Below are 24,506 nucleotides of genomic sequence, written 5' to 3' on the forward strand. Positions count from 1 at the left end.
GCATTGCGTGTCTTCAAACAGGGAGAGATTTCGATGAGCGGCGACGCGACCACACCTTCCGCCAGCACCGCGACGCTTCGCGGCTCGTTCATGGCGGCCATTTTCCTCATGGCGACCTCGGCGATCGGGCCGGGCTTCATCACCCAGACGGCCACGTTCACGGCCAAGCTGGGTGCGGCCTTCGCCTTCGCGATCCTCGCCTCCATCGTGATCGACTTTGTGGTGCAGCTGAACATCTGGCGCATCACAGCCCTGACACGTCGCCGCGCGGCCGAAACGGCCAACATCGCCCTGCCGGGGGCGGGATATCTTCTGGCGATCCTGGTCATCATTGGCGGGCTGGCCTTCAACGTCGGCAACATCGCGGGGGCGGGTCTTGGCCTGAACGCGCTGCTGGGCTTGCCGCCAAAGATCGGCGGCGCGCTGTCGGCGCTGCTGGCCATCGGGATATTCCTGTCGGCCCGCGCGGGCGTGCTGCTGGATCGCATCATCATCGTCCTCGGCATCGTAATGATCGCGCTGACCGTGTTCGTCGCCTTCGTGTCAGGCCCCCCGGTGGGTGAGGCGCTGCGCCAGACGATCCTGCCCGACACCATCGACTTCGCGACGATCACCACCATCGTGGGCGGCACGGTGGGCGGCTACATCACCTATTCCGGCGCGCATCGCTTGATCGACAAGGGCCTGACGGGCCCGGAGCATCTGCCCGCCGTCACCCGGGCCGCCCTGACCGGCATCGCCGTGACCGGCGTGATGCGCTTCGTGCTGTTCCTCGCGATCCTCGGCGTCGTCGCCAGCGGCGTGACGCTGGACCTGTCCAGCCAGACCGCCAACCCTGCCGCCCAGGCCTTCAGCCACGCGGCCGGAGAGGTCGGGCTTCGCATCTTCGGCCTCGTGTTCTGGGCGGCGGCCATCACCTCGGTGATCGGGGCGGCCTACACCTCGGTCAGCTTCCTGCCGGTGTTCACGCCGATGACCGACCGCGCGCGCAACATCGCGACCGTCATCTTCATCGCCGTGTCGCTGGCCGTGTATCTGGTCATGACAACGCCCCCGGCCGCGATCCTCGTCTTCGTCGGCGGCTTCAACGGGTTGATCCTGCCCATCGGCCTGACGATCTTCACCTGGATCGGCTTTGCCCGGTCGGACCTGATGGGCGGACACCGGTACAACCGTCCGCTGTTGGTCGCCAGCGCGCTGGTTTGTGCCCTGACCTGGTACATGGGCTACAAATCCGTCGGCAACATCTTCGCCTTCATCGGCCTGTAAGGAGGACCTTCATGGCACCGCATATCGACCTGAACAGCGATCTGGGCGAAGGCTACGGCGCCTGGACCATGGGCGACGACGCCACGATGCTGGGCGTCGTCAGTTCGGCCAACGTGGCCTGCGGTTTTCACGCCGGCGATCCGTCCGGGATCCTGCAGACGCTGAAACAGGCGGTGGAACGCGGTGTCGTGGTGGGGGCACACGTCTCCTATCCCGACCGGGTGGGCTTCGGGCGCCGCAACATGGACGTGACGTCGGCGGAGCTGAGCGCCGACGTGATCTACCAGATCGGTGCGCTTCAGGGGCTGGCGCAGGCGGCGGGCACGCGCGTCCGCTACGTCAAGCCGCACGGCGCCCTTTACAACACCATCGCGGGCGACGCGCGGCAGGCGGATGCGGTGATCGCGGGGATGCTGGCGGTCGATCCGTCGCTGGTGATGATGGGATTGGCCGGTGCGCCGATCCTGGACCGCGCCCGCGCCGCCGGTCTGCCGGTGGTGGCAGAGGCGTTCGCCGACCGCGCCTACACGCCGGAAGGCACGCTTGTCTCGCGGCGCGAGGCGGGGGCCGTCCTGCACGATCCGGACACCGTCGCCGCCCGCATGCTGCGCCTTGCGACCGAGGGCGTGATCGAGGCGATCGACGGCTCCACCCTTGAACTTCAGGCCGACAGCATCTGCATCCATGGCGACAGCCCCGGGGCGGTGGCCATGGCGCAACGCGTGCGCGACGTGCTGGTGCAGGGCGGGGTAGAGATCCGGAGCTTCGCAGTATGACCCCTCTTGATGCCCGCCTTGCCTGCCGTGAGGGGCTGGTGGCCCCGACCGCCGGAATGGCCCCCGGTTTCACGCAGTGCAACATGATCTCCCTCCCCAAGGATTGGGCATGGGACTTCCTGCTCTATGCGCAACGCAACCCGAAGCCGTGCCCTGTGCTGGACGTGACCGAAGCCGGCCGTTTCGACACGGTTCTGGCCGAAGGCGCCGACCTGCGCCGCGACCTTCCCTTGTACCGCATCTGGCGAGACGGGCGGCTGGCCGAGGAGGTGGCGGACGCGACGGCGGCCTGGGCCGAGCATCCGGACCTCGTGACCTTCCTGATCGGCTGTTCCTTCACGTTCGAAACCCCGCTGCAACAGGCGGGTATCGAGGTGCGGCACATCGCCCAAGGCTGCAACGTGCCGATGTATTCCACCAATCGCGCCTGCCGCTCCGCAGGCCGGATGCAGGGCCCGATGGTCGTGTCGATGCGCCCCATCCCGGCGGATCGCGTGGCGGACGCGGTGACCATCACGGCCCGCACCCCCGCCGTGCATGGCGCGCCGGTGCACATCGGCGATCCGGCGGCGCTTGGCATCGCGGACCTGTTCCATCCTGATTTCGGCGACGCGGTGGAGGTGCGGGAAGGCGAGATCCCGGTCTTCTGGGCCTGTGGCGTGACACCGCAGGCGGCGGTCATGGCCTCGGGCGTGCCCTTTGCCATCACGCACGCGCCCGGCCACATGTTCGTCACCGACATCCCCGACACGCGGTGGCATGTATGAGCGTGACCTTCCTGCCCGTCGGCCCCGGCACGCTACTGGTCGAGCTTGCCGATCTGGACGAAACGCTGGTTCTGTTCGACGCTCTGAACGCCAACCCGGTGGAGGGCGTGGCCGAGATCGTGCCCGCCGCCTGCACGCTGATGGTGCGCACGAAGGTCGGCTACGCCGCGGACGGCGCGCTGGCCGCGGCCATCCTGTCCCGCCGCCCGCCGCCCGGAACCGCGCCGCCCGAAAACACCGCACCCGTGATCGAACTGCCCGTCACCTATGATGGCGAGGATCTGGCCGAAGTCTCCCGCCTGATGAACCTGCCGGTGGACGAGGTGATCGCCGCGCATCAGGCGCTGGTCTGGCAGGTGGCCTTCTGCGGCTTTGCGCCCGGTTTCGCCTACATGACCTGCGACGATCCGCGCTTCGATGTGCCGCGCCGGTCCTCGCCGCGCACGAAGATCCCGCCGGGGTCGGTGGCGCTCGGGGGGCGCTTCTCGGGCATCTATCCGCTGGAAGCGCCGGGCGGCTGGCAGTTGATCGGACGCACCGACGTGCCGATGTTCGACTTGTCCCGCGATCCGCCGGCGCTGCTGGCCCCCGGCCAGCGGGTCCGCTTTGTGGAGCGGGCGGCGACGACCCGCGCGCCCGCACCGCAGCCTGCCGCCGTGACCGATGGTCTGCGCGTCACGGCCACCGCTTTCCCCATCACACTTCAGGACGAAGGGCGTCCGGGGCAGGGCGGTCAGGGGGTTTCGGCCTCCGGCGCTTTAGACGTGGGCAGCCTGCGCCGCGCCAACCGCCGCGTCGGCAACCCCTCGGGCGCGGCAGTGCTGGAGATCACGCTGGGCCCCGTCCGCCTGACCGTGGACGAGCCCGTGACGCTGGCGCTGGAAGGCGCCGCCGACCGGGCGGAGATTGAGGCGGGTGACCTGCGCGTCCCCGTCGACCTGACGCGCCCCTTCGCGCTGGACGCGGGTGAGACGTTGGTTCTGCTCCCGCCCGCGCGCGGGATGCGCAGCTATCTGGCTGTGCGCGGCGGCTTCGGGGTGGCGGCGGTCATGGGCTCCGCCTCGCGCGATACGCTGGCCCATATCGGGCCGGAGCCGCTGGTGACCGGCAGCGTGGTGCCTTTGGGCCACGCGTCGGCGGGCGCTGTCGATGCCGCGCCTTCCTCCCGCACAGCCCTTCCGGCAGCGGGGGAGGTGGTGGAGATCCCTGTGACCCTCGGCCCCCGCACCGACTGGTTCGACACGGATCAGGTGGAGCGGTTCCTGACGCAGGACTGGACCGTGTCCCCCCTGTCGTCCCGCGTCGGCATGCGACTGGAGGGGGCGGAGCCCCTGACGCGCGGTCCGCGCGAACTGCCTTCCGAAGGGACGGAAACGGGTGCGATCCAGATCCCGCATTCGGGCCAACCCGTGTTCTTTCTGGCCGACCATCCCCTGACCGGCGGCTATCCGGTCATCGCGACGGTTCACCCGGACGCGCTGGACCTTGCCGCACAAATCCCGCCGGGGGCGCGCATCCGCTTTGTCGCACGCCACCCCTTCGCCCCCATCGAGCCTGAGGCCGCGCCATGACCCTTTTCATCGACACCCCTGATCCGCGTCCGATCCGCCGCATCCTGATCGCCAACCGCGGGGAAATCGCGCTGCGGGTCATCCGCGCCTGCCGGGACGAAGGCATCGCCTCGGTCGCGATCTATGCCGACGCCGACCGGGACGCGATGTTCGTGCGCGCGGCGGATGAGGCTTATGCCCTGAACGGCGACACCCCCGCCGACACCTATCTGAACGCCGCAAAGATCCTTGCCATCGCGGCGAAGTCCGGCGCGGATGCTGTCCATCCCGGCTATGGCTTCCTGTCCGAACGCGCCGATTTCGCGCAGGCGGTGCTGGATGCGGGCCTGATCTGGATCGGCCCCGACCCGCAGGTGATCGAGGCCCTTGGCGACAAGATCGAGGCGCGCCGCATCGCGGAAAGCGTAGGCGCGCCCCTCGTCGCAGGCTCTTCCGGTCCGGTCACGGCGGCCGAGGCGCTGGCCTTCGCGCGCGATCATGGCCTGCCTTTGGCCATCAAGGCCGCGCATGGCGGCGGCGGGCGTGGCATGAAGGTCGCCTGGCGGCTGGAGGAGGTGGAGGAGCTGTTCGAAAGCGCCACGCGCGAGGCTGTCACCGCCTTTGGCCGCGGCGCATGTTTCGTCGAACAGTTCCTGAACCGCCCCCGCCACATCGAGGCGCAGGTTCTGGCCGACCGCCACGGCACCGTGAAAGTGCTGGGCACGCGGGACTGTTCGCTTCAGCGGCGCAACCAGAAGCTGGTGGAGGAAGCGCCTGCGCCTTTCCTTGATCCGTCGATGACGCAGCGCATTCTGGACTCCGCCCGCGACGTCTGCGCCAAGGCGGGCTACAGCGGAGCTGGAACCGTCGAATTCCTGCTGTCGGAAAACGGCACCCTGTCCTTCCTGGAGGTCAACACCCGCCTTCAGGTCGAACATCCGGTGACGGAGGAGACAACCGGCATCGACCTTGTCCGCGCGATGATCCGCGTGGCCGCGGGCGCGCGGCTGGCGGATGACACGACACCCGCCCCGCGCGGCCATTCCATTGAGTTCCGCATCAACGCCGAGGATCCGGCGCGCGGCTTCCTGCCCACGCCCGGCCCGGTCGATCTGTGGGACGCGCCTTCGGGCCCCGGCGTCCGGATGGACAGCGGCGTGACCACGGGCGGAAGCGTGGCGGCCAGTTTCGATTCCATGATGGCCAAGCTGATCGTGACCGGCGCCACCCGCGACGAGGCGTTGGCCCGCGCCGCCCGCGCGCTGGCCGAGTTCCGTGTGGAAGGGGTGGCCACCGTCATCCCGTTCCACCGCGCCGTGCTGCGCCAGCCGGACTTCCGCGCCGAGGATGGGGCCTTCCGCGTCCACACCCGCTGGATCGAGACGGACTTCGCCAACACGCTGGCGGCCGAGATGGCGGCGCATCCGCGCGTCACGCCGTCGCAAGGGCCAGCCCTGCTGCGCGTCGCGATCGAGATCGACGGCCGGCGGCATGAACTGGGGCTTCCCCAAGGCCTGCTTTCAGCCCTTCCCACAGGCGGCACCGCGCCCGAAGCGGCGCCCGCTTTGGCCGAAGGCACCGTCACGGCACCCGTCTCCGGCACGCTGAGCCTGTGGCAGGTGGAGGATGGGGCCGACGTGGTCGCGGGCGACGTCATCGCGGTGATGGAGGCGATGAAGATGGAAACCCGGATCGAAGCGCCAAAGGCCGGTCGCGTGGAGCGCATCGCGGCGCAGGGTGACCTTCTGACGTTCGAGGCGCCCATCGCGCGAATCGTCTGACACTGAGGGGGCGGTGGATTGACTTGGCCGGGACGCGGGACGATCCTGCCCACATGAACGACATCGATCACTGGCTGGCGCAACCGGCCCCCTTCCACCGCAAAAGCGCTGCCGAGCTTGTGTTTGAGGAGTTGCGCGGCGCGATCCTTGCCGGGCAGTTCCCCGTAGGCGGCCGCCTCCCGTCCGAAACGCAGCTGGCGCTGAAATACCGCGTCAGCCGCCCCATCGTGCGCGAAGCGTTGCGGTCGCTGCAGGTGCTGGGCCTTACCCAGACCCGGACCGGCAGCGGCACCTATGTGCTGGAACCGCCGCCGCCGGATCGCAGCTATGGCCGCTATTCGGCGCGCGATCTGGCCGAAGCCCGCCCCTGCGTGGAGGTTCCTGCGGCCGGCCTTGCCGCCTTGCGCCGCAATGCGGACCAGCTGTCCCGCCTTCTGGCCCTGTGCGGCCGGATGGAGCGGGAGGAGGATCACGACCTTTGGGTGCGCCTTGATTCCGATTTCCACGCGCTGATCGCCGAGAGTTCGCAGAACGCCGTGTTTGCGGGGGTCGTGGCGGATGCGCGGGAATCCCTGATGCGGCAATCCAGCCTCCTGAACGTGATGGACACGCGGCGCGACGCGTCCAACATCGAACACCGCGTCATCGTGGAAGCGATCCGAGCAGGACGGCGGGATGCGGCCGAAGCGGCCATGCGCGACCATTTGGACAAGGTGGGGCAGGTGGTGGCGCGTCTTGGGTCGGGGGCTTTGCGCGACGGCTGACGCCTATGGCCTTGACGCCAAACCCTCCCGTCTTTTACAGCAAACCTGTCATGCAGCTTTGCAGGAACAAGCGCGCGGCGGATCAAGGGGACAGGATGCGACAACAGGACAGCGGGGTGGGCACCGTGCTTGCCAACGAGGATGCGGGTTACCACAAGGGGCTGAAACCCCGGCAGATCCAGATGATCGCCATCGGGGGCGCCATCGGGACGGGGCTGTTCCTTGGCGCCGGCGGGCGGCTGAACACGGCCGGGCCGTCGCTGGTGCTGGTTTACGCACTGTGCGGGTTCTTCGCCTTCCTCGTGCTGCGGGCCCTGGGCGAACTGATCATGCACCGGCCCACCTCGGGGTCGTTCGTGTCCTATGCGCGCGAGTTCTACGGCGAGAAGATGGCTTTCGCGGCGGGCTGGATGTACTGGCTGAACTGGGCCATGACCTCGGTCGCGGATGTGACGGCCGTCGCGCTTTACATGAACTTCTTCAAGGCCTACGTGCCTTGGCTGGCCGGAATCGACCAATGGATGTTCGCCCTTGGTGCACTGATCCTCGTGCTGGCGATGAACATGCTTTCCGTGAAGGTGTTCGGAGAGATGGAGTTCTGGTTCAGCGTCGTCAAGGTGCTGGCGCTGGTCACCTTTCTTGCCGTGGGCATCTGGTTCGTCGTGACCGGCACGCCCATCGACGGCCATGTTCCAGGCTTCGCCACGATTACCGAATTTGGCGGCTTTTTCCCCAACGGAGTCCTGCCCGCGCTGATCGTGATGCAGGGCGTCGTCTTCGCCTATGCCTCGATCGAGCTGATCGGCACCACGGCGGGCGAGACGGAGGACCCGCGCAAGGTCATGCCGCGCGCCATCCGCACGGTCGTCCTGCGGCTGATCGTGTTCTATGTCGGATCCGTCCTGCTTCTGTCGCTGCTGCTGCCGCACACGGCCTATGTGTCGGGTCAAAGCCCGTTCGTGACCTTCTTCGGCCGGATCGGCGTGCAGGGCGCGGACGTCATCATGAACCTGGTGGTGCTGACGGCGGTGATCTCCTCGCTGAACGCGGGGCTGTATTCGACAGGGCGCATCCTGCATTCCATGGCGGTGTCGGGATCGGCGCCTGCAGCGCTTGCGCGGATGAACCGCGCGGGCGTGCCTTATGGCGGGATCGCGGTCACGGCCGCCGTCACCGTGTTGGGGGTGGCGCTGAACGCCGTCGTCCCCGCCGCCGCGTTCGAGATCGCGCTGAACGTCGCTGCCCTTGGCATCATCACGGCCTGGGGCACGATCGTGCTGTGCCAGCTGAAGCTGTGGCACCTGTCCCGCAAGGGCGCGATCGCGCGGCCGGAGTTTCGGATGTTCGGCGCGCCCGCGACGGGCGTCCTGACGCTGGGCTTTCTTGCGGCCGTGGTCGTGCTGATGGCCTTCGACTATCCCATCGGCACCTACACCGTGGCGTCGCTGGTGGTCATCATCCCGGCCTTGGTTGCGGGCTGGTTCGTGATGCGCGGACGCATCGCGCGCATTGCCGCCGAACAGGGCCGCGACCGCGACCATCTGGATCTGAGCTGATGGCCGGCGCCCTTCCCCTGATCGCCGTCATCGCCACCGGCGGCACCATCGCCAGCCGCCGGGACGCCGATGGCTCCAGCACGCCGGATCTGGACGGGCAGGCGCTTCTTGCGCGGCTGGAAGGGCTTCCGCCCTTGCGCCTGCGGCCGGTCGACCTGTTCGCGCGCGACTCCTCCACCCTGGGGCTGGGGGAGATGCAGGCCGTCAGCGACGCGGTGGGCCGGCAGCTTGCCGATCCCGAGGTTGCGGGCATCGTGATCCTGCACGGCACGGATTCGATGGAGGAAACGTCGCTTCTCGTGTCCCTCCAGCATCGGGCGCGGTGTCCGGTCGTGTTCACGGGGGCGCAGTTCACCGACGATCATCCGCATGCGGACGGCCCGGCCAACATGACCGCCGCGATCCACAAGGCGCTGTCGGGCGCGGCGGGGGTGCATCTGGTCTTTGGTGGCCGCGACATGCCCGTCTGGGGAATCTGCAAGCACAGCGCGGACGAACCGGACGCCTTCCGCCCTTGCGGGCCCGACGCGCTTGGGCCGCAGGGGGTGCATCTGCCCGCGTCGGTGGCCGGTCTGCGCGTCGACCTCGTGGCCATTTCACCGGGCGGGGACGACCTGCACATCCGGGCCAGCCTGGGCGCAGGGGCGCAGGGCATCGTCCTTGTCGCGCTTGGATCCGGCAACGCCACGCCGGCGGTGGTGGCGGCGGTGCGGGACTGTGTGGCCGCAGGGGTGCCCGTCGTCACCTCCAGCCGCGTTCCGCGGGGGCGGCTGACGCCCAGCTATGGCGGCGGCGGGGGTGGTCATGATCTTCAGCAGGCCGGTGCTCTTCACGCGGCGCGGTTGCGGCCCGGGCAGGCGCGGATCCTGCTGGCAGCGCTTGCCGCCTCGGGTCAGGTGGAAACACTGGGGGCGGGGCTGTTCGGGCATGCCTAGGCGCCTGTGCAGGAACAGGCGCCCGGCCGATACTTTTTTACCGATCACCACGAATTTGCATCAGTCCGTCACGAAAGACGTTTACTTCCTTTCGCCCCCGCGCCAGCACATGAGGCAGCACGAAAGGAGAGTCAGATGAAAGCGCTGGTTCTGGAGGAAAAGGGCAAGCTTGCACTGCGGGAGTTCGAAAGCCCTGACAGTCTTGGTTCCAAGGATGTCCGCATCAAGGTCCACACCGTCGGGATCTGCGGGTCCGACGTTCATTATTACACCCACGGGAAGATCGGCCACTTCGTCGTGAACGAACCGATGGTCCTGGGGCATGAGGCGTCGGGCACCGTGGTCGAATGCGGGGCGGATGTCACCCATCTGAAGCCCGGCGACCGAGTCTGCATGGAGCCGGGGATTCCCGATCCCACCTCGCGTGCGTCGAAACTTGGGATGTACAATGTCGACCCCTCGGTCCGGTTCTGGGCCACGCCGCCGATCCATGGCTGCCTGATGCCGGAGGTGATCCACCCCGCCGCCTTCACCTACAAGCTGCCGGACAACGTCAGCTTTGCCGAGGGCGCGATGGTCGAACCCTTTGCCATCGGCATGCAGGCGGCCCTGCGCGCGCGCATCCAGCCGGGCGACACGGCCGTGGTCACGGGCGCAGGCCCCATCGGCATGATGGTGGCGCTGGCGGCGCTTGCGGGCGGTTGCGCGAAGGTCATCGTGGCGGATCTGGCCCAGCCGAAGCTGGACATCATCGCCGCCTATGACGGGATCGAGACGGTGAACATCCGCAACACCTCGCTTCCCAACGCGGTGGCGGCGGCGACGGACGGTTGGGGCGCGGACATCGTGTTCGAATGTTCGGGCGCGGCGCCGGCCATTCTGGGCATGGCGAAGCTGGCCCGTCCGGGCGGGGCCATCGTCCTGGTCGGCATGCCGGTCGATCCGGTTCCGGTGGACATCGTCGGCCTTCAGGCGAAGGAGCTGCGGCTGGAAACGGTGTTCCGCTACGCCAACGTCTACGACCGGGCGATCTCGCTCATGGCGTCGGGGAAGGTGGACCTGAAGCCACTGATCTCCGCCTCCATCCCGTTTGCCGAAAGCGTGGCCGGTTTCGACCGCGCGGTCGAGGCGCGCGAAACGGACGTGAAGTTGCAGATCGTCCTGCCCCAGTAAGGTTCTGCGGGCGGTATCAACAAGATGCCGCCCGCGACCGATCTTTTGCCAACACTTTTTACGCAAAAAAGTATCATCACTCTCTTCGCAGTGACGTAGAGCGGGCGTCACAAGATCGTTAAGATCTCCCTCACTGACAATGGCATCGGAGGGGATGCTGCTGGCAGGAGTGGAGGAGACATGATGCAACCCGACCTGGAACTGGTCCATATCCGCAAGGGCGAGAGTTTCGCCGCGTGGATGCACGGCTACCCGTTCCGGACGGTGCGGTGGCATTATCATCCTGAATATGAAATCCATCTGGTCGTCGCGACGTCAGGCAAGTTCTACGTGGGCGATTTCGCGGGACGGTTCGGCCCCGGCCAGCTGATCATGACCGGCCCGAACCTGCCGCAGAACTGGATCTCCGACATCGCGCCGGGGGAGGTGGTGACCGCCCGGTCCTTTGTCATCCAGTTTCCCGAAAGCTTCATCGACAACGCCTGTGCCACCGTCCCGGAGGCGGAAGCGATCCGCCCGCTGCTGGACCGCAGCCATCGCGGCCTGCTGTTCGATCCGGCCACCAGCGACGCCGTCCGCCCCCTGATGGTGCAACTGGTCGAGGCGCGCGGGCTGAAACGCATGGCCCTGTTCTGGGAGATCCTGGATCACCTGTCGAACGCCCCCCATCCCGAGGTTCTGGCCAGCCTGAGCTATGAGCTGGATCTGGGCAAGCTGACCCAGGGCGGCGTCAATCGCGCCATTGCCCATCTGCGTGAAAACCTGACGGAAGACGTGGACGAAAAGGAACTGGCCGATCTGGTCGGCCACAGTCCAAGCGCGTTTTCCCGCGCCTTCAAGCGGCACACGGGATCCACGCTCGTCCGGTACAAGAACCAGCTGCGGGTGGATCTGGCCTGCCAGATGCTGCTGACCCGCCCGAATGTTAAGGTCTCGGAGATCTGCTTCGAGGTGGGGTTCGGCAACCTGTCCAATTTCAATCGCCATTTCCTGAAGCTGAAGGGCATGTCCCCATCGCAGTTCCGCACCACCTTCGCGGCGAACGGCGATCCGGTGGGCGATCAGGATTCACATGTTCGGACGATGTCGTCCAACGGCGGGCGGAGGCCCGTCACGGTCCAAGAGGGAGGAACTTTCGGATGAAGAAGACACTTTGCACCGTATCGGCCATGGTGCTGGCACTGGCGGCGGCCCCCGTGATGGCGCAGGACAGCCTGAAGATCGGCATGTCGTTCCAGGAAATGAACAACCCCTACTTCGTGTCTATGCAGGAGGCGCTGAACGAGGCGGCCGACAGCATCGGCGCCGAGGTGGTGGTGACGGACGCCGCCCATGACGTGGCCAAGCAGATCTCGGACATCGAGGACATGCTGCAGCAGGGCATCGACATCCTGCTGATCAACCCGACCGACAGCGCGGGCGTGGAATCGGCCGTGACGATGGCCAAGGCGCAGGACGTCATCGTGGTCGCCGTGGACGCGCAGGCCAACGGCCCGGTCGACACCTTCGTGGGTTCGAAGAACCGCGACGCCGGCTACATGTCCTGCAAGTACCTTGCCGACGAGCTGGGCGGCGAGGGCGAGGTCGCGATCCTGGACGGCATCCCCGTCATCCCGATCCTGGAGCGTGTGGAAGGCTGCAAGGCCGCCTTCGCCGAATATGAAGGCATCACGCTGGTCGACACGCAGAACGGCCGTCAGGACCGTTCGGTCGCGCTTGGCGTGGTCGAGAACATGATCCAGTCGCACGCCGATCTGGCTGGCATCTTCTCGGTCAACGATGGCGGCGCGATGGGCGCGCTGGCCGCGATCCAGGGGTCGGGCCGCGACATCAAGCTGACCTCGGTCGATGGCGCGCCGGAAGCGGTGAAGGCCGTGGCCGATGGCGGCCCGTTCATCGAAACGACCGCCCAGTTCCCGCGAGATCAGGTCCGCGTGGGTCTGGCCATGGCGCTGGCCCAGAAGTGGGGCGCCCGTGTCGTGCCGAAGGCCGTGCCGATCGACGTGCGCGTGGTTGACAAGGAAAACGCGGCCGATTTCGCCTGGTAAGCCCAACGGCACCGCCCCCACGGGCGGTGCCACCCCAACGGAGGCAGTCATGCTGGAACTGAACGGCATCAAGAAAAGCTTCGGCCCCGTCCAGGTGCTGCATGGCGTGGACCTGAACGTCCGCGCCGGAGAGGTGCACGCCCTGCTGGGCGAGAACGGCGCTGGAAAATCCACGCTGATGAAGATCGTCAGCGGCATCCTGCAACCGAGCGAGGGCACCATCCGCGTGGACGGGCAGGAGCGCACCTTTGCCGACTACGACGCCGCGATCGAGGCCGGCATCGGCATCGTGTTTCAGGAATTTAGCCTGATCCCCTATCTGAACGCCGTCGACAACATGTTCCTGGCGCGCGAGAAGCGCACCCGTCTGGGCCTTCTGGACCGCCGCGCGATGCGCGAACGGGCCCGCATGATCCTTGGCCGTCTGGGAGTGAGCATTCCGCTGGACGTGCCGGTGGCCCGCCTGTCGGTGGCCGAACAGCAGTTCGTGGAGATCGCGAAGGCCCTGTCGCTTGAAGCCCGCATCCTCGTGCTGGACGAACCCACGGCCACGCTGACGCCCGGCGAGGTGGAGCATCTGTTCACCGTCATGCGCGAGTTGCGCCGGCAGGGCGTGGCCATCGTCTTCATCTCGCACCATCTGGAAGAGATCTTCGAGATCTGCGACCGCATCACCGTCCTGCGAGACGGATCGTTCGTCGCCAGCTGCGCCGTGGCCGAAACCGACACCGACCGGCTGGTGGAGATGATGGTCGGCCGCCGGATCGAGAACAGCTTCCCCCCGAAGCCCGCCCACATCCCGGCCGAGATCGTGCTGGAATGCGAGGAGGTGCAGCTGCGCAAGAACGGCCCCGTATCCTCGTTCCAGCTTCGCAAGGGGGAGATCCTGGGCTTTGCGGGCCTTGTCGGCTCGGGCCGGACGGAAACCGCGCTGGCCATGCTGGGGGCGTTTCCCGCCGCCCGCTGCCGGGTCCGTGTCGACGGGCAGGAGATGCGGTTCCGCGAACCGGCCGAGGGGCTCGCGCATGGCATCGGCCTTCTGCCCGAAAGCCGCAAGGAACAGGGGCTGATCACCAGCTTCTCGATCCTCCAGAACATCTCGCTGAACAACTACGGCAAGTATCGCAGGAACCACTGGTTCATCGACCTGAAGGCCGAACGCGCCGCGACCGTGGACGCCATGCGGAACGTGCGCGTGAAGGCCCAGGGGCCCGACGCGCGGATCGACACCCTGTCGGGCGGCAACCAGCAGAAGGTCGTCATCGCGCGCTGGCTGAACCACCAGACCAAGGTGCTGATCTTCGACGAACCGACGCGCGGCATCGACGTGGGCGCGAAGGCCGAGATCTATGCGCTGATGCGGCAGTACACCGCGCAGGGCCATTCGATCATCATGATCTCGTCCGAGCTGCCGGAGGTGATCGGCATGTCCGACCGCGTCTGCGTGTTCAAGGGGGGCGGGATCGTCGCCACGGTCGAGGGCGAACACATCAATTCAGAGGACATCATGACACACGCCACCACGGGGAGGACCCGGAATGTCGCTTGACGCCACCGTGGAACGGCGGTTCGACGCCCGCCGCCTGCTGCATTCGCCACTGGCCCTGCCGCTGATCGGGCTGATCGTCGTGTCGGTCCTGATGGGCTTCGCCAGCGACAACTTCTTCTCCGTCTCCAACATCTTCAACGTGCTGCGGCAGGTGTCGATCGTGGCGATCCTTGCGGTGGGGATGACCTTCGTCATCCTGACCGGCGGGATCGACCTGTCGGTCGGCGCGGTCATGGCGCTGGCGGGAACGATCGCGGCGGGCCTGATGGTCAACTTCGGCATGCCCGGCTGGGTCGGGCTGCTGGCGGGGCTTGGCGTCGGGGTCGTGTTGGGGGTCTTCAACGGCTTCATGGTCGCCTGGGGCCGCATGCCCGCGATCATCGTGACGCTGGCCACCATGGGCATCGCCCGGGGCCTCGGCCTCATCTATTCCGGGGGCTATCCGATCTCGGGCATTCCGTCCTGGATTTCGTGGTTCGGGGTGGGGCGGATCGGGATCGTGCCGGTGCCGGTCATCGCGATGGTCATCGTCTATGCGGTGGCCTGGGTCCTGCTGCAGCGCACGGCCTTCGGCCGCCACGTCTATGCGATCGGCGGCAATGAACTCGCAGCGAAGCTGTCGGGCGTGAAGACGCAGCGCGTGAAGCTGGCGGTCTATGCCATTTCCGGCGTGACGGCCGCCATCGCGGCGCTGATCCTGACGGGCCGCCTGATGTCGGGCCAGCCCAACGCCGGCGTGGGGTTCGAACTGGACGCCATCGCGGCAGTGGTTCTGGGCGGCACCGCCATTGCCGGCGGGCGCGGCCTGATCCTTGGCACGCTGATCGGCGCGATCCTTCTGGGCATCCTGAACAACGGCCTGAACCTGATGGGCATCAACCCGTACATGCAGGACGTGATCAAGGGCCTCATCATCCTTCTGGCCATCTACATCGGGCGCGAGTGGCGCTGAGTTTCCGGAGAAACGAACATGTCTGAATCCCTGAACGGCAAGATCGCCGTCATCACCGGCGCCGCCTCGGGCATTGGCCTTGCCACGACGGAGCGTTTGCTGGAACGCGGCGCCACGGTCGTCATGGTCGACTGGGACAAAAAGGCGCTGGAAGCCATCGTGTCCCGGCTGGGAGACCGGGTCATCCCGCAAGTGACGAACCTGCTGGACGCCGACAGCTGCAACGCAATGGTGCCGGACATCCTGTCGAAGGTGGACCACATCGACATCCTGTATTGCAACGCCGGCAGCTATATCGGCGGCGATCTGGTGGACACGACGCCCGCCGCCATCGACAAGATGCTGAACCTGAACATCAACGCGGTGATGAAGAACGTCCACGCCGCGATCCCCCACATGATGGAACGCAAGACGGGCGACATCATCGTCACCTGCTCTATCGCCGGCCACTTCCCGGCGGAATGGGAGCCGGTCTATTCCGCCTCCAAATGGGCGATGACCAGCTTCGTTCAGGGGATGCGCCGTCAGATGATCCCGCATGGCGTCCGCGTGGCGCAGGTGTCGCCCGGCCCCGTCGTGTCCGCCCTGCTGGCCGACTGGCCCGAGGAGAACCTGCGCAAGGCGAAAGAGTCCGGCAGCCTCATGGACCCCGAGGAAGTGGCCGACGCGGTGGAATACATGCTGACGCGCAAGCGCACGGTGACGGTCCGCGACCTGATCGTCATGCCCACCAACTTCGCGCGGATGTAAGATGTTCATCGGCGTTGATGTCGGAACCGGATCGGCCCGCGCGGGCGTGTTCGACGCGTCGGGCGCGCTTCTGGCGACGGCCAGGCACGACCTGCAGATGCATGTGGACGGCGCGCATGTCGAACAGTCCAGCGCGCAGGTCTGGGGGGCCGTCTGCGCCGCCGTTCGCGGGGCGATGGCTGGACTGGATCCGGCGCAGGTGAAGGGCATCGGCTTCGACGCCACCTGTTCGCTTGTGGTGGAGGGATTGCCCGTGGGCGACCCCGCCCATCCCGAACGCGACATCATCGTCTGGATGGACCATCGCGCCCTGGATCAGGCCGCGCGCATCAACGCGGGCGATCACGCGGTGCTGCGCTATGTCGGCGGCCGCATCTCGCCCGAGATGCAGACGCCGAAGCTGTTGTGGCTGAAGGAACACCGGCCGGAGGTTTATGCCAAGGCCGCGCAGTTCTTCGACCTGACGGACTTCCTGACCTGGAAGGCGTCAGGGGCCACCGACCGGTCGTCCTGCACCGTCACCTGCAAATGGACCTATCTGGCGCATGAAGAACGGTGGGACGGCGACTACTTCCGTGCCATCGGTCTGGGGGATCTGGCCGAGGACGGGTTCGCCCGCATCGGCCAAAGCGTGGTCCACCCCGGCACCGCCTTGGGCCAAGGCCTGACGGCCGAAGCGGCGGTCGAGATGGGCCTGCCGCACGGCATCGCCGTGGCCGCCGGCCTGATCGACGCGCATGCGGGCGGGGTGGGGACCGTGGCCGCGGGTGGTGATGCGACGGCCTGCTTGGGCTATGTGTTCGGCACCTCCTCCTGCACCATGACCACGACGAAGGCGCCGACTTTCGTGCCGGGCGTCTGGGGGCCGTATTTCAGCGCCATGGTTCCCGGGATGTGGCTGAACGAAGGCGGCCAGTCGGCGGCCGGCGCCGCCATCGCGCAACTGGTGAAGATGCACCCCGCGTCGGCCAAGGCGGAGGAACTTGCCCGTGCTGCCGGGCAGAACCTTCCGCACTGGCTGGCCGACCGTGCTTTGGCACAGGCGGGCCAAGCGTCGGAGGCCGTGCGTCTGGCCGACAACCTGCATGTCGTGCCGGAATTCCTTGGCAACCGTGCGCCCTTCGCTGATCCCCACGCCCGGGCCGTCATTTCCGGCCTGGGGATGGATCAGGGGGTGGACGCGCTTGTCGCCCTTTACGTCGCGGGGATCTGCGGCCTTGGCTATGGCCTGCGCCAGATCATCGAGACGCAGGCGGACCACGCTGCGCCCGTGGCCACCATCGCGGTGTCGGGCGGGGCGGGGGCGCATCCCTTGACGCGCCAGATCCTCGCCGACACCACCGGCCTTCCGGTGGAGGTCACGGCCTGCCCCGAGCCTGTCCTCTTGGGCTCGGCCATGCTGGGGGCGGTGGCGGCCGGGGCGTTCCCCGATCTTCAGGCCGCCATGCCCGCCATGTCCCGCGTCGAGACCCGCTGCACCCCCGCCGGGGGCACGAACGGCCGCGTGCATGACGCCCGTTACCGCGCCTTCCTGACCCTTCAGGCCACCGCCCGCGATCTTCGCCTTGCCGCCGAAGCGGCGGCCACATGAACCCCAATCCGGAGAGCAACATGCAATTTTCAGGCAAACGCGTCATCGTGACCGGCGCCGGCAAGGGCATCGGCCGCGCCTGCGCCATTGTCATGGCCGCGCGCGGGGCCGAGGTGATCGCCCTGTCGCGCACCCAGTCCGACCTCGACAGCCTTGAGGACCAGATCGGCAGCCGGTCCATTCGCGTCGACATGCAGGACGTGGCCGCCACCCGCGCCGCCATGGCCGAGGCCGGGACCGCCGACTTTTTGATCAACAGCGCCGGCATCAACGTGCTGGAACACAGCCTCGACATGACCGAGGCGGGATACGAGGCGGTGCTGGGCGTCAACCTGCGCGCAGCCCTGATCACCTGCCAGGAGTTCGGGCGCATGCGCGTCAAGGCGGGTGGCGGCGGTGCGATCGTCAACATCACCTCCATCGCGGGACATCGCGGCTTTGGCGAGCATCTGTGCTACGCCGCGTCCAAGGCGGGGCTTGAAGGCGCAAGCCGCGTGCTGGCCAAGGAGTTCGGCGCCCACGGCATCCGCGTGAACTGCGTGGCCCCCACGATCACGCTGACCGAACTCGCCGCCGAAGCATGGAGCGATCCGGTCAAGTCGGGGCCGATGATGGTGCGCCACCCCCTGAACCGCTTTGCCGAGGCCGAGGAGGTCGCCGCCAGCATCGCGATGCTGCTGTCGGACGACGCGCAGATGCTGACGGGTGCGGTGCTGCCCATCGACGGCGGCTTCCTCGCCGTCTGAAAGGTGTTACCGCGCGCCCCATGTGTCCGACAGGCGATAGCCTTCGGGCCATGGATCCGCCGGGTCCAGCATGTGCTGATGCATCCCCGTGATCCAGGCGCGGCCCGAAATCTCGGGCAGGATCGCGGGGCGGCCACCGACCGTCGTTTCGCCCAGAATGCGGCCCGTGAAGGTCGATCCGATCAGGGACACGGCCGTCAGGCTGTCCGTCTGGTCCATCTGCCCGCGCGCGTGCAGCACGGCCATCCGCGCCGACAGGGCCGTTCCGGTGGGCGAGCGGTCGATCTTTCCCGGCTGGATCGCCACGGCGGCCTTGGTCCGCAGGCCATGCTCCGTCCGCTCCACCTCTCCGGCGAACAGGCAGAAGGAGAAATGGCGCCAGTCGCAGTTGTCCGGATGATGAAAGCGCAGCGCAGCGTTGGCGGCGTTGGTGATCCGCACGCCCAGCGTGGCAAGGGCATGCGCGTTGTCGGTCGTCAGATCGATCCCCAAGGCGGCCGCGTCGACGATCACGAAGCTGTCGCCGCCATAGGCGGTGTCGACCGTCAGCGTGCCAAGCCCCTCCACCTCCAGCCGCGTGTCCAGCGTGGCGGCAAAGCTGGGCAGGTTTTGCACGAAGATCCGCTCCGCCTTGCCGTTCCGGCATTCCGCGCGCACCCGGACCAGCCCGCCCGGTGCTTCCAGAACGATCTCCGTCACCGGTTCCTGCATCGGCAGGATGCCACTGTCCAGAAGCACCGTCGCCACGCAGATGGAGTTGGAGCCGGACATCGGCGGCGTGTCCTCCGGCTCCATGATGATGAAGGCGGCGTCGGCGTCGGGATTCTTTGGCGGAACCAGCAGGTTGACGTGGCGGAAGACGCCACCCCGCGGTTCGTTCAGCACGAAGTTGCGCAGGGTCTGGTCCTTCGCGATCCAGCGGCTCTGCTCCCACAGGGTGTCGCCGGGGGGCGGGGCCACCCCGCCGATGATGACATCGCCCACCTCCCCCTCGGCATGGGAGGAGATGACGTGGATGGTCTTGCGGCTGCGCATGTCGGATCCTTATCGAAGCCAGGCGGGAAGATGGTCCGGCGCACGCCCGGACACCGCCGCGGCCACGCAATCGGCCAGACTGCCGAAGCGCACCGCGCGGCCGGACAGGCCGGGGGCGTAGTGGGCATATTTGCCGGAATTCGTCATCAGCGTGCGGGCATGGGGCGGGAAGACCGGCTCCGAGATGGAACACCAGCAGAGGTCGGGCACCACCTGCGCGCCGGACGCCTCCAGCACCGCAAGGGTCCCGTTCGCCTTGGCCGCCGCGATCGTGTCATGGCCGCAGGTGATGATGGTCGCCACTTGCGTTTTCCGCCCGGCGACCAGCGCCGCCAGCGCCTGACATTCGTTCAGAGAAAAGTGCGGACTGCCCAAGGCCACAAGGTCGATGTGAGAGGGGGCGGCGTTGAACTGACGCCAGGCAGCGGCCAGATCCTCGCGGGTGATGGTGGCGATGTCGGCGTTGGGATCGACCTGATCCGCCTCGGGCGTGACGCCTTCGATGTGCAGCATCGGCGCGGCCGAGGTGGTTCCGAAAGCCGCGCACAGCGCCTTCAGCGCGTCCGCGTCCGGCGAAACAGTGATGCCCGTCAGCAGCGGAATGCGATCCGGCGCCCGCAGGCCCGCCACATAGCCGATCAGGGGCCAGACGGCGTCATCCGCACCCGGCGGCACATCCACCTTCAGGATGCGGCGCGCGACCCGTTCTTCCGACAGATACACGCCGGACAAGGGGGCACGCCCCGTCAGCGCGATCATCAGGTCCAGAAAGTCCGGATGTTTCACCGTCCGCGCCCCCAGGACCGAGTTCGCGTAGATGACGGCGTTGGATTCGGCCCAGGCCACCGCCTCCCCCTGTGCAGGTACGGTGGGAAGCTGGTAGGGCGCGCAGGTGAAGCTGGGCCGCGCCCCCATCTGCACATAGGCGTCGGCCAAGCGGCTGGCGGGGCCGCCGAATTGCGGTGGCACCCCCTGCGCCTGCCAGTTCTGCCGGTCGACCGAGATCGCGTTCATCGTCGTCGGCACGCAAACCCGCGCCCCCATTTCCGCCATGGCCTCGGCGAACAGCAGGTTGGCGGGGCTGGCATAGATGCAACCGTCGATATGGGCCTGCGTCACGTCGATCAGCGCCGTTGCGCCCTGCTGGGCGGCCATGGTGCAGATCACCTCCATCGCCAGCTTCTGCGCGGGCGGGCCCTGCAGCATCGCGTGATCCTGCGCCGTCAGTTGCATCGCGGACATGGGCGGAGGCGAAAGGGGAAGATGCAGCCCGTCCGCCTGAAGATGCGTGTCGCGGATGGTGGCATGGGCGGTGCGGGACAGGGCGTCGAACTCCGCCGCGTCCAGTCGCAGGACGGGAAGGGCGCGGCCGAACATCCGGCCGGCGATCAGCGCGCCAAGGGTCAGGATATCCTCGGCCCCGCGAAAGACCAGTGCGGCCGGTCCCCGTCCATTCAGCGCCAGTTCCAGCAGCACCCCGCTTCCGGTGCAGGAGCCGCGGCTGGTCGGCATCATCAGGATCGTGCCGGTCAGGCAGCGTCCCGTCAGCGGATGATGCGCATCGATGACGATGCCCGTGGCCGGATCGACGCCGCCCCAGAAGCTTAGCCCCTCGGTCGCGTGGACCACGGGGCCTTCGGCCTGACCGGCGACGACGATCCGGGCGGTCATTTGACGACGAAGCCGTGCGCGAAGGGATCGCGGTCGTCGATGAAGATGGTGTTGTAGCCCGTCATCCGCGCCCATCCGGCGATGGAGGGGATGATTGCCGGCTTGCCCCCTACCGTCGTTTCCGCTTCCACCCGGCCCTTGAACAGGCTGCCTATGATGGATTCGTGCACGAATTCGTCCCCCGCCTTCAGCTTGCCCTTCGCCGCCAGCTGCGCCATCCGGGCCGAGGTTCCGGTGCCGCAGGGGGACCGGTCGATGGCCTTTTCGCCATAGAAGACGGCATTGCGGGCATGGGCCCCTTCAACCGTCGGCGCACCGGTCCACTGGATGTGGGACAGGCCCCGGATCTCCGGATGCTCGGGGTGCACGAAGTCGTATTTGGCGTTTAGGGCGGCGCGCAGCTTGGGGGACCAGCCGACCAGCTCGCCCGCCGTGTGGTCGGCCATGTCGCGGAAAACCTTCTGCGGCTCCACGATGGCATAGAAGTTGCCGCCATAGGCCACGTCGACCACGACCTCGCCCAGCCCCTCGACCTCGGCCGTCAGCCCTTCGGCGTGCAGGAAGCCGGGGACGTTGGTCAGGCGCACTTCCTCAACAAACCGGCCCTCCTGCCGATAGGTGATGTCGACCTTGCCCGCCGGCGCGTCGATGGAGAGCTGGCCGGGCACCCGTGGCGTGATCAGGCCGTTTTCGATCGCCATGGTGATCGTGCCGATGGTGCCGTGCCCGCACATGGGCAAGCAGCCGGAGGTTTCGATGAACAGCACGGCCACATCGCAATCCGGCCGCGTCGGCGGATACAGGATAGAGCCGGACATCATGTCATGGCCCCGCGGTTCGAACATCAGGCCGGTGCGGATCCAGTCGAACTCCCGCAGGAAATGGGCGCGCTTTTCCAGCATGTTCGCGCCGGTCAGCAGCGGCCCGCCGCCCGAGACGAGCCGGACGGGGTTGCCGCAGGTGTGCCCGTCGATGCAGGAAAACGTGTGCGAGGCCATGTCAGAACCTTTGGGGAGAGAAGGGTGCAAGATCGATGGCGGGGGTGGACCCCGTCACGAGGTCGGCGACCAGACGTGCGGTGCCGGCCGACTGGGTCAGGCCCAGATGGCCGTGGCCGAAGGCGTGGATGACCCGCGGCGTCGCGCGGGAACGGCCGATCGCCGGAAGGCTGTCGGGCAGCGACGGGCGGAAGCCCATCCATTGCGTGCCGCCTTCCGTCTTCAGCCCCGGCAGGAACGCCGCGGCCTTGTCCAGCATCGCCTTCGACCGCTGGAAGTTCGGCGGGCGCGACAGGCCCCCAAGCTCCACCGCGCCGCCGACCCGGATGCCGGTGGACAGGTTGGTGACCACGAAGCCATGGCCCCCGAACGTCACCTGCATCCGAAGATCGAATGCGCCCGGCGGAAGGGTCGTGTTGTAGCCGCGTTCCGTTTCCAACGGGATGGTGTCGCCGACCTGCGCGGCCAACCGGTGCGAGAAGGCGCCCGCCGCGATGACCACGCGATCCGCTTGCCGGCCTTCCACCTCCACACCGCTCTCGGTCGGGCGCAGGGTCGATACGTTGGAACGTTCGATCCTGCCGCCCTCCGCGCGGAAGCGTTCCGCCAGCGCCAGCACATACAGCTTCGGATCATCGATGGAATGCCAGCCTGGCGTGAAGGTGCCGTGGGTGAAACGCGGGGACAGGCCGGGCTGAAGCTCCGCCATCTCCTCGGCGCTCATGTGGTGGAAGTCGATGCCATGCGCTTCGCGGGCGTCCCAGCCCGGCTTCGAGTCGTCGAATTCGCGCTGCGATTCATAGACTTGCAGATTGCCATTACGGCGCAGCATGAACAAGGTGCCGGAGGCGGACAGGAACGGCTCCAGTTCTGCCTTGGACAAGTCCATCAACGCCGTCTGCGCCGAGGTGGAGGCGGCCACCTGCGACGGGGAGCAGGCGCGCCAGAAGCGGTACATCCACGGGGCGATCTTCAACGCGTAAGCCGGCGGAACCGTCAGGGGCCCCAGCGGATCCAGCAGCCATTTCGGCGCCTTCTTCAACAGGCCAGGCGATGCGAGGGGCAGGATGTCTGTGAAGGCGAATGCCCCCGCGTTCCCGGCCGAAGCACCCGCCGCCGGACCTTCACGGTCCAGAACCGTGACGTCGAAGCCGCGCGCCTGAAGCGCCAGGGCCGAAGATAGCCCGACCACGCCGGCCCCGATGACAATGATGTTCGACATGATCAATGCGTGGCCGACAGGAAGGTTTGCAACTCGGGCGTCTGGGGCGCGCCGAACAGATCCGCGGGCGAAGCGATCTCGGCCATGACGCCCTTATGGAAAAATGCCACGCGATCAGACACTTCCCGCGCGAACTTCATCTCATGCGTGACGCAGATCATGGTCATGCCTTCCTGTGCCAGAAGGCGAAGCGTGTCCAGAACCTCCCCCACCAGTTGCGGATCGAGAGCGGACGTCACCTCGTCGAACAGCATGTAGTCCGGAGACATCGCCAGGGCGCGCGCGATGGCCATCCGCTGCTGCTGACCGCCGGACAGGCGCGAGGGGTAGACCTTCAGCTTGTCGCCAAGGCCGACATGGCTCAACTGCTTCACGGCCATGGCCTCCGCCTCGGCCTTGGGCAGGCCAAGGACCTTGCGCGGCGCCAGCATGACATTTTCCAGCACGGTCAAGTGGGGGAAGGCGTTCCATTGCTGAAAGACGATCCCCACCTTGCGGCGCAGCTTGTTGAGGTCGGTGCCCTTGGCATGCACCTCGGTCCCGTCCAGAAGGATGCGGCCCGAGTCGATGGGCTCCAACCCGTTGATGCAGGTCAGTAGCGTGGATTTGCCCGACCCCGACCCGCCGATGACGGTCAGAACCTCGCCCTTCTGGACGGTCAGGTCGATGCCCTTCAGCACCTCCAGCGGGCCAAAGGATTTGCGGACGTTCTGGATCTCAATCATTTGGGGACCACCGTCTTTCGAGATACCCGCCAAGCCGGGCGATGGGGAAGCTGAGAAGGAAGTAGATGGCGCCGCAGATCATCAGGATGAACAGCGGTTCCTGCAAGCGCGTCACGAGGATCTGCGAAGCGCGCAACAGCTCGATCAGACCCAGCCAGAGGACCAGCGAGGAATCCTTCAGAACCCCCAGCGTCAGCCCGATCCAGGCCGGCAGCGACACACGCGTGGCCAGCGGCGCCACGATGTAGCGCATATCATGCCACCAGGTCATGCCAAGCGAGCGGGCCGCCCGGCGGGTGTTGTTGGGCACGGCCTCGATCCCGCCGCGCACGATTTCGGTGCAGAAGGCGGCGGTATAAAGCGACAGCACCACGCAGGACGTGGTGAAGGGATCCCATCCCAGACGGGCGATGGCCTGAAAGGCGTTGGCCAGCACCAGCTGGATCAGCAGTGGGACGGAGCGGAAGATGTCCAGCACGAAGGTCAGCGGCAGCGACCAGACGGGGCCCGCCTGATACCGCAGCACGCCGAAGACGATCCCCATCAGCGTTCCGGCGATGACCGAAACGGCGGTGACCATCAGCGTCATCCCCGCGCCATGCGCAAGGAAGATCAGGTCGTTCCATGTGAGGGCGGTGTCGAACATGT

At 67.2% G+C, this 24,506-nt stretch carries 22 protein-coding genes; 16 read left to right on the plus strand and 6 right to left on the minus strand.

Features of this window, described 5'->3' with window-relative positions; translation table 11 throughout:
• Positions 1–33 precede the first annotated feature (33 nt).
• The 16 genes from ACSHZY_RS11460 to ACSHZY_RS11535 all read left to right on the plus strand — a co-directional run bounded on the left by ACSHZY_RS11460 (position 34) and on the right by ACSHZY_RS11535 (position 18,207).
• The gene (locus tag ACSHZY_RS11460) at positions 34–1,269 is read left to right on the plus strand and encodes an NRAMP family divalent metal transporter (RefSeq protein WP_435169217.1); all 1,236 of its coding nucleotides are present in this window, start codon (positions 34–36) and stop codon (positions 1,267–1,269) included.
• A gap of 11 nt (positions 1,270–1,280) precedes the next feature.
• On the plus strand, positions 1,281–2,045 hold the full coding sequence (locus ACSHZY_RS11465) for a LamB/YcsF family protein (RefSeq protein ID WP_435169219.1): 765 nt from the start codon (positions 1,281–1,283) through the stop codon (positions 2,043–2,045).
• Positions 2,042–2,812: a putative hydro-lyase gene (locus ACSHZY_RS11470; RefSeq protein ID WP_435169221.1), complete on the plus strand. Its 771-nt coding sequence runs from the start codon at positions 2,042–2,044 to the stop codon at positions 2,810–2,812. The genes ACSHZY_RS11465 and ACSHZY_RS11470 overlap by 4 nt, the downstream gene beginning before the upstream one ends.
• Positions 2,809–4,383, plus strand: coding sequence for a carboxyltransferase domain-containing protein (locus tag ACSHZY_RS11475; protein WP_435169222.1), 1,575 nt, complete (start codon positions 2,809–2,811; stop codon positions 4,381–4,383). Before ACSHZY_RS11470 ends, ACSHZY_RS11475 begins: the two co-directional genes overlap by 4 nt.
• Positions 4,380–6,143, plus strand: a complete 1,764-nt coding sequence (locus ACSHZY_RS11480; protein ID WP_435169224.1) for an acetyl/propionyl/methylcrotonyl-CoA carboxylase subunit alpha — start codon at positions 4,380–4,382, stop codon at positions 6,141–6,143. The genes ACSHZY_RS11475 and ACSHZY_RS11480 overlap by 4 nt, the downstream gene beginning before the upstream one ends.
• Before the next feature lie 53 nt (positions 6,144–6,196).
• The gene (locus ACSHZY_RS11485) at positions 6,197–6,907 is read left to right on the plus strand and encodes a FadR/GntR family transcriptional regulator (protein WP_435169226.1); all 711 of its coding nucleotides are present in this window, start codon (positions 6,197–6,199) and stop codon (positions 6,905–6,907) included.
• A 95-nt stretch (positions 6,908–7,002) separates the two neighbouring features.
• Positions 7,003–8,463 carry an amino acid permease gene (locus ACSHZY_RS11490; protein WP_435169227.1) on the plus strand — a complete coding sequence of 487 codons (1,461 nt, stop codon included), beginning with the start codon at positions 7,003–7,005 and terminating at the stop codon, positions 8,461–8,463.
• The gene (locus ACSHZY_RS11495) at positions 8,463–9,398 is read left to right on the plus strand and encodes an asparaginase (RefSeq protein WP_435169229.1); all 936 of its coding nucleotides are present in this window, start codon (positions 8,463–8,465) and stop codon (positions 9,396–9,398) included. Before ACSHZY_RS11490 ends, ACSHZY_RS11495 begins: the two co-directional genes overlap by 1 nt.
• 135 nt (positions 9,399–9,533) lie before the next feature.
• Positions 9,534–10,571, plus strand: a complete 1,038-nt coding sequence (locus tag ACSHZY_RS11500; protein ID WP_435169231.1) for an NAD(P)-dependent alcohol dehydrogenase — start codon at positions 9,534–9,536, stop codon at positions 10,569–10,571.
• A gap of 183 nt (positions 10,572–10,754) precedes the next feature.
• Positions 10,755–11,714 (plus strand): AraC family transcriptional regulator, encoded by a 960-nt coding sequence (locus ACSHZY_RS11505; protein WP_435169419.1) that lies wholly within the window; start codon positions 10,755–10,757, stop codon positions 11,712–11,714.
• Positions 11,711–12,619 carry an ABC transporter substrate-binding protein gene (locus ACSHZY_RS11510; RefSeq protein WP_435169233.1) on the plus strand — a complete coding sequence of 303 codons (909 nt, stop codon included), beginning with the start codon at positions 11,711–11,713 and terminating at the stop codon, positions 12,617–12,619. The genes ACSHZY_RS11505 and ACSHZY_RS11510 overlap by 4 nt, the downstream gene beginning before the upstream one ends.
• 49 nt (positions 12,620–12,668) lie before the next feature.
• Positions 12,669–14,168 carry a sugar ABC transporter ATP-binding protein gene (locus ACSHZY_RS11515; RefSeq protein WP_435169234.1) on the plus strand — a complete coding sequence of 500 codons (1,500 nt, stop codon included), beginning with the start codon at positions 12,669–12,671 and terminating at the stop codon, positions 14,166–14,168.
• Complete coding sequence (locus ACSHZY_RS11520) at positions 14,158–15,120, plus strand: ABC transporter permease (protein WP_435169236.1); 963 nt, start codon at positions 14,158–14,160, stop codon at positions 15,118–15,120. The genes ACSHZY_RS11515 and ACSHZY_RS11520 overlap by 11 nt, the downstream gene beginning before the upstream one ends.
• 18 nt (positions 15,121–15,138) lie before the next feature.
• On the plus strand, positions 15,139–15,870 hold the full coding sequence (locus ACSHZY_RS11525; RefSeq protein ID WP_435169238.1) for an SDR family oxidoreductase: 732 nt from the start codon (positions 15,139–15,141) through the stop codon (positions 15,868–15,870).
• 1 nt (position 15,871) lies between these two features.
• Positions 15,872–17,461, plus strand: coding sequence for an FGGY-family carbohydrate kinase (locus tag ACSHZY_RS11530; RefSeq protein ID WP_435169240.1), 1,590 nt, complete (start codon positions 15,872–15,874; stop codon positions 17,459–17,461).
• A gap of 20 nt (positions 17,462–17,481) precedes the next feature.
• Entirely contained in the window at positions 17,482–18,207 is a 726-nt protein-coding gene (locus ACSHZY_RS11535) for an SDR family oxidoreductase (protein ID WP_435169242.1), read from the plus strand.
• 6 nt (positions 18,208–18,213) lie between these two features.
• On the opposite strand, the gene ACSHZY_RS11540 is transcribed toward ACSHZY_RS11535, so the two are convergent.
• From ACSHZY_RS11540 to ACSHZY_RS11565, 6 genes are read right to left on the minus strand one after another with little or no spacing between them, the layout of a single operon-like run.
• Positions 18,214–19,242 carry a trans-3-hydroxy-L-proline dehydratase gene (locus ACSHZY_RS11540; RefSeq protein WP_435169244.1) on the minus strand — a complete coding sequence of 343 codons (1,029 nt, stop codon included), beginning with the start codon at positions 19,240–19,242 and terminating at the stop codon, positions 18,214–18,216.
• Positions 19,243–19,251: 9 nt separating this feature from the next.
• Complete coding sequence (lhpI, locus tag ACSHZY_RS11545; RefSeq protein ID WP_435169245.1) at positions 19,252–20,913, minus strand: cis-3-hydroxy-L-proline dehydratase; 1,662 nt, start codon at positions 20,911–20,913, stop codon at positions 19,252–19,254.
• Positions 20,910–21,911: a 4-hydroxyproline epimerase gene (locus ACSHZY_RS11550; RefSeq protein ID WP_435169247.1), complete on the minus strand. Its 1,002-nt coding sequence runs from the start codon at positions 21,909–21,911 to the stop codon at positions 20,910–20,912. The genes lhpI and ACSHZY_RS11550 overlap by 4 nt, the downstream gene beginning before the upstream one ends.
• Position 21,912: 1 nt before the next feature.
• Positions 21,913–23,133 carry an NAD(P)/FAD-dependent oxidoreductase gene (locus ACSHZY_RS11555; protein ID WP_435169249.1) on the minus strand — a complete coding sequence of 407 codons (1,221 nt, stop codon included), beginning with the start codon at positions 23,131–23,133 and terminating at the stop codon, positions 21,913–21,915.
• A gap of 2 nt (positions 23,134–23,135) precedes the next feature.
• Positions 23,136–23,858 (minus strand): amino acid ABC transporter ATP-binding protein, encoded by a 723-nt coding sequence (locus ACSHZY_RS11560; protein ID WP_435169250.1) that lies wholly within the window; start codon positions 23,856–23,858, stop codon positions 23,136–23,138.
• Positions 23,851–24,504, minus strand: a complete 654-nt coding sequence (locus tag ACSHZY_RS11565) for an amino acid ABC transporter permease (RefSeq protein WP_435169252.1) — start codon at positions 24,502–24,504, stop codon at positions 23,851–23,853. The genes ACSHZY_RS11560 and ACSHZY_RS11565 overlap by 8 nt, the downstream gene beginning before the upstream one ends.
• Between the last annotated feature and the right edge of the window lie 2 nt (positions 24,505–24,506).

Source organism: Falsirhodobacter sp. 1013, assembly GCF_051195255.1.
GTDB lineage: Bacteria > Pseudomonadota > Alphaproteobacteria > Rhodobacterales > Rhodobacteraceae > Falsirhodobacter.

What these genes read in the sequence shown, in the direction of transcription:
- ACSHZY_RS11460 (WP_435169217.1), top strand. Translation starts at nt 34, where the DNA reads ATGAGCGGCGACGCGACCACACCTTCCGCCAGCACCGCGACGCTTCGC.
- ACSHZY_RS11465 (WP_435169219.1), top strand. Translation starts at nt 1,281, where the DNA reads ATGGCACCGCATATCGACCTGAACAGCGATCTGGGCGAAGGCTACGGC.
- ACSHZY_RS11470 (WP_435169221.1), top strand. Translation starts at nt 2,042, where the DNA reads ATGACCCCTCTTGATGCCCGCCTTGCCTGCCGTGAGGGGCTGGTGGCC.
- ACSHZY_RS11475 (WP_435169222.1), top strand. Translation starts at nt 2,809, where the DNA reads ATGAGCGTGACCTTCCTGCCCGTCGGCCCCGGCACGCTACTGGTCGAG.
- ACSHZY_RS11480 (WP_435169224.1), top strand. Translation starts at nt 4,380, where the DNA reads ATGACCCTTTTCATCGACACCCCTGATCCGCGTCCGATCCGCCGCATC.
- ACSHZY_RS11485 (WP_435169226.1), top strand. Translation starts at nt 6,197, where the DNA reads ATGAACGACATCGATCACTGGCTGGCGCAACCGGCCCCCTTCCACCGC.
- ACSHZY_RS11490 (WP_435169227.1), top strand. Translation starts at nt 7,003, where the DNA reads ATGCGACAACAGGACAGCGGGGTGGGCACCGTGCTTGCCAACGAGGAT.
- ACSHZY_RS11495 (WP_435169229.1), top strand. Translation starts at nt 8,463, where the DNA reads ATGGCCGGCGCCCTTCCCCTGATCGCCGTCATCGCCACCGGCGGCACC.
- ACSHZY_RS11500 (WP_435169231.1), top strand. Translation starts at nt 9,534, where the DNA reads ATGAAAGCGCTGGTTCTGGAGGAAAAGGGCAAGCTTGCACTGCGGGAG.
- ACSHZY_RS11505 (WP_435169419.1), top strand. Translation starts at nt 10,755, where the DNA reads ATGCAACCCGACCTGGAACTGGTCCATATCCGCAAGGGCGAGAGTTTC.
- ACSHZY_RS11510 (WP_435169233.1), top strand. Translation starts at nt 11,711, where the DNA reads ATGAAGAAGACACTTTGCACCGTATCGGCCATGGTGCTGGCACTGGCG.
- ACSHZY_RS11515 (WP_435169234.1), top strand. Translation starts at nt 12,669, where the DNA reads ATGCTGGAACTGAACGGCATCAAGAAAAGCTTCGGCCCCGTCCAGGTG.
- ACSHZY_RS11520 (WP_435169236.1), top strand. Translation starts at nt 14,158, where the DNA reads ATGTCGCTTGACGCCACCGTGGAACGGCGGTTCGACGCCCGCCGCCTG.
- ACSHZY_RS11525 (WP_435169238.1), top strand. Translation starts at nt 15,139, where the DNA reads ATGTCTGAATCCCTGAACGGCAAGATCGCCGTCATCACCGGCGCCGCC.
- ACSHZY_RS11530 (WP_435169240.1), top strand. Translation starts at nt 15,872, where the DNA reads ATGTTCATCGGCGTTGATGTCGGAACCGGATCGGCCCGCGCGGGCGTG.
- ACSHZY_RS11535 (WP_435169242.1), top strand. Translation starts at nt 17,482, where the DNA reads ATGCAATTTTCAGGCAAACGCGTCATCGTGACCGGCGCCGGCAAGGGC.
- ACSHZY_RS11540 (WP_435169244.1), bottom strand. Translation starts at nt 19,242, where the DNA reads ATGCGCAGCCGCAAGACCATCCACGTCATCTCCTCCCATGCCGAGGGG.
- lhpI (WP_435169245.1), bottom strand. Translation starts at nt 20,913, where the DNA reads ATGACCGCCCGGATCGTCGTCGCCGGTCAGGCCGAAGGCCCCGTGGTC.
- ACSHZY_RS11550 (WP_435169247.1), bottom strand. Translation starts at nt 21,911, where the DNA reads ATGGCCTCGCACACGTTTTCCTGCATCGACGGGCACACCTGCGGCAAC.
- ACSHZY_RS11555 (WP_435169249.1), bottom strand. Translation starts at nt 23,133, where the DNA reads ATGTCGAACATCATTGTCATCGGGGCCGGCGTGGTCGGGCTATCTTCG.
- ACSHZY_RS11560 (WP_435169250.1), bottom strand. Translation starts at nt 23,858, where the DNA reads ATGATTGAGATCCAGAACGTCCGCAAATCCTTTGGCCCGCTGGAGGTG.
- ACSHZY_RS11565 (WP_435169252.1), bottom strand. Translation starts at nt 24,504, where the DNA reads ATGTTCGACACCGCCCTCACATGGAACGACCTGATCTTCCTTGCGCAT.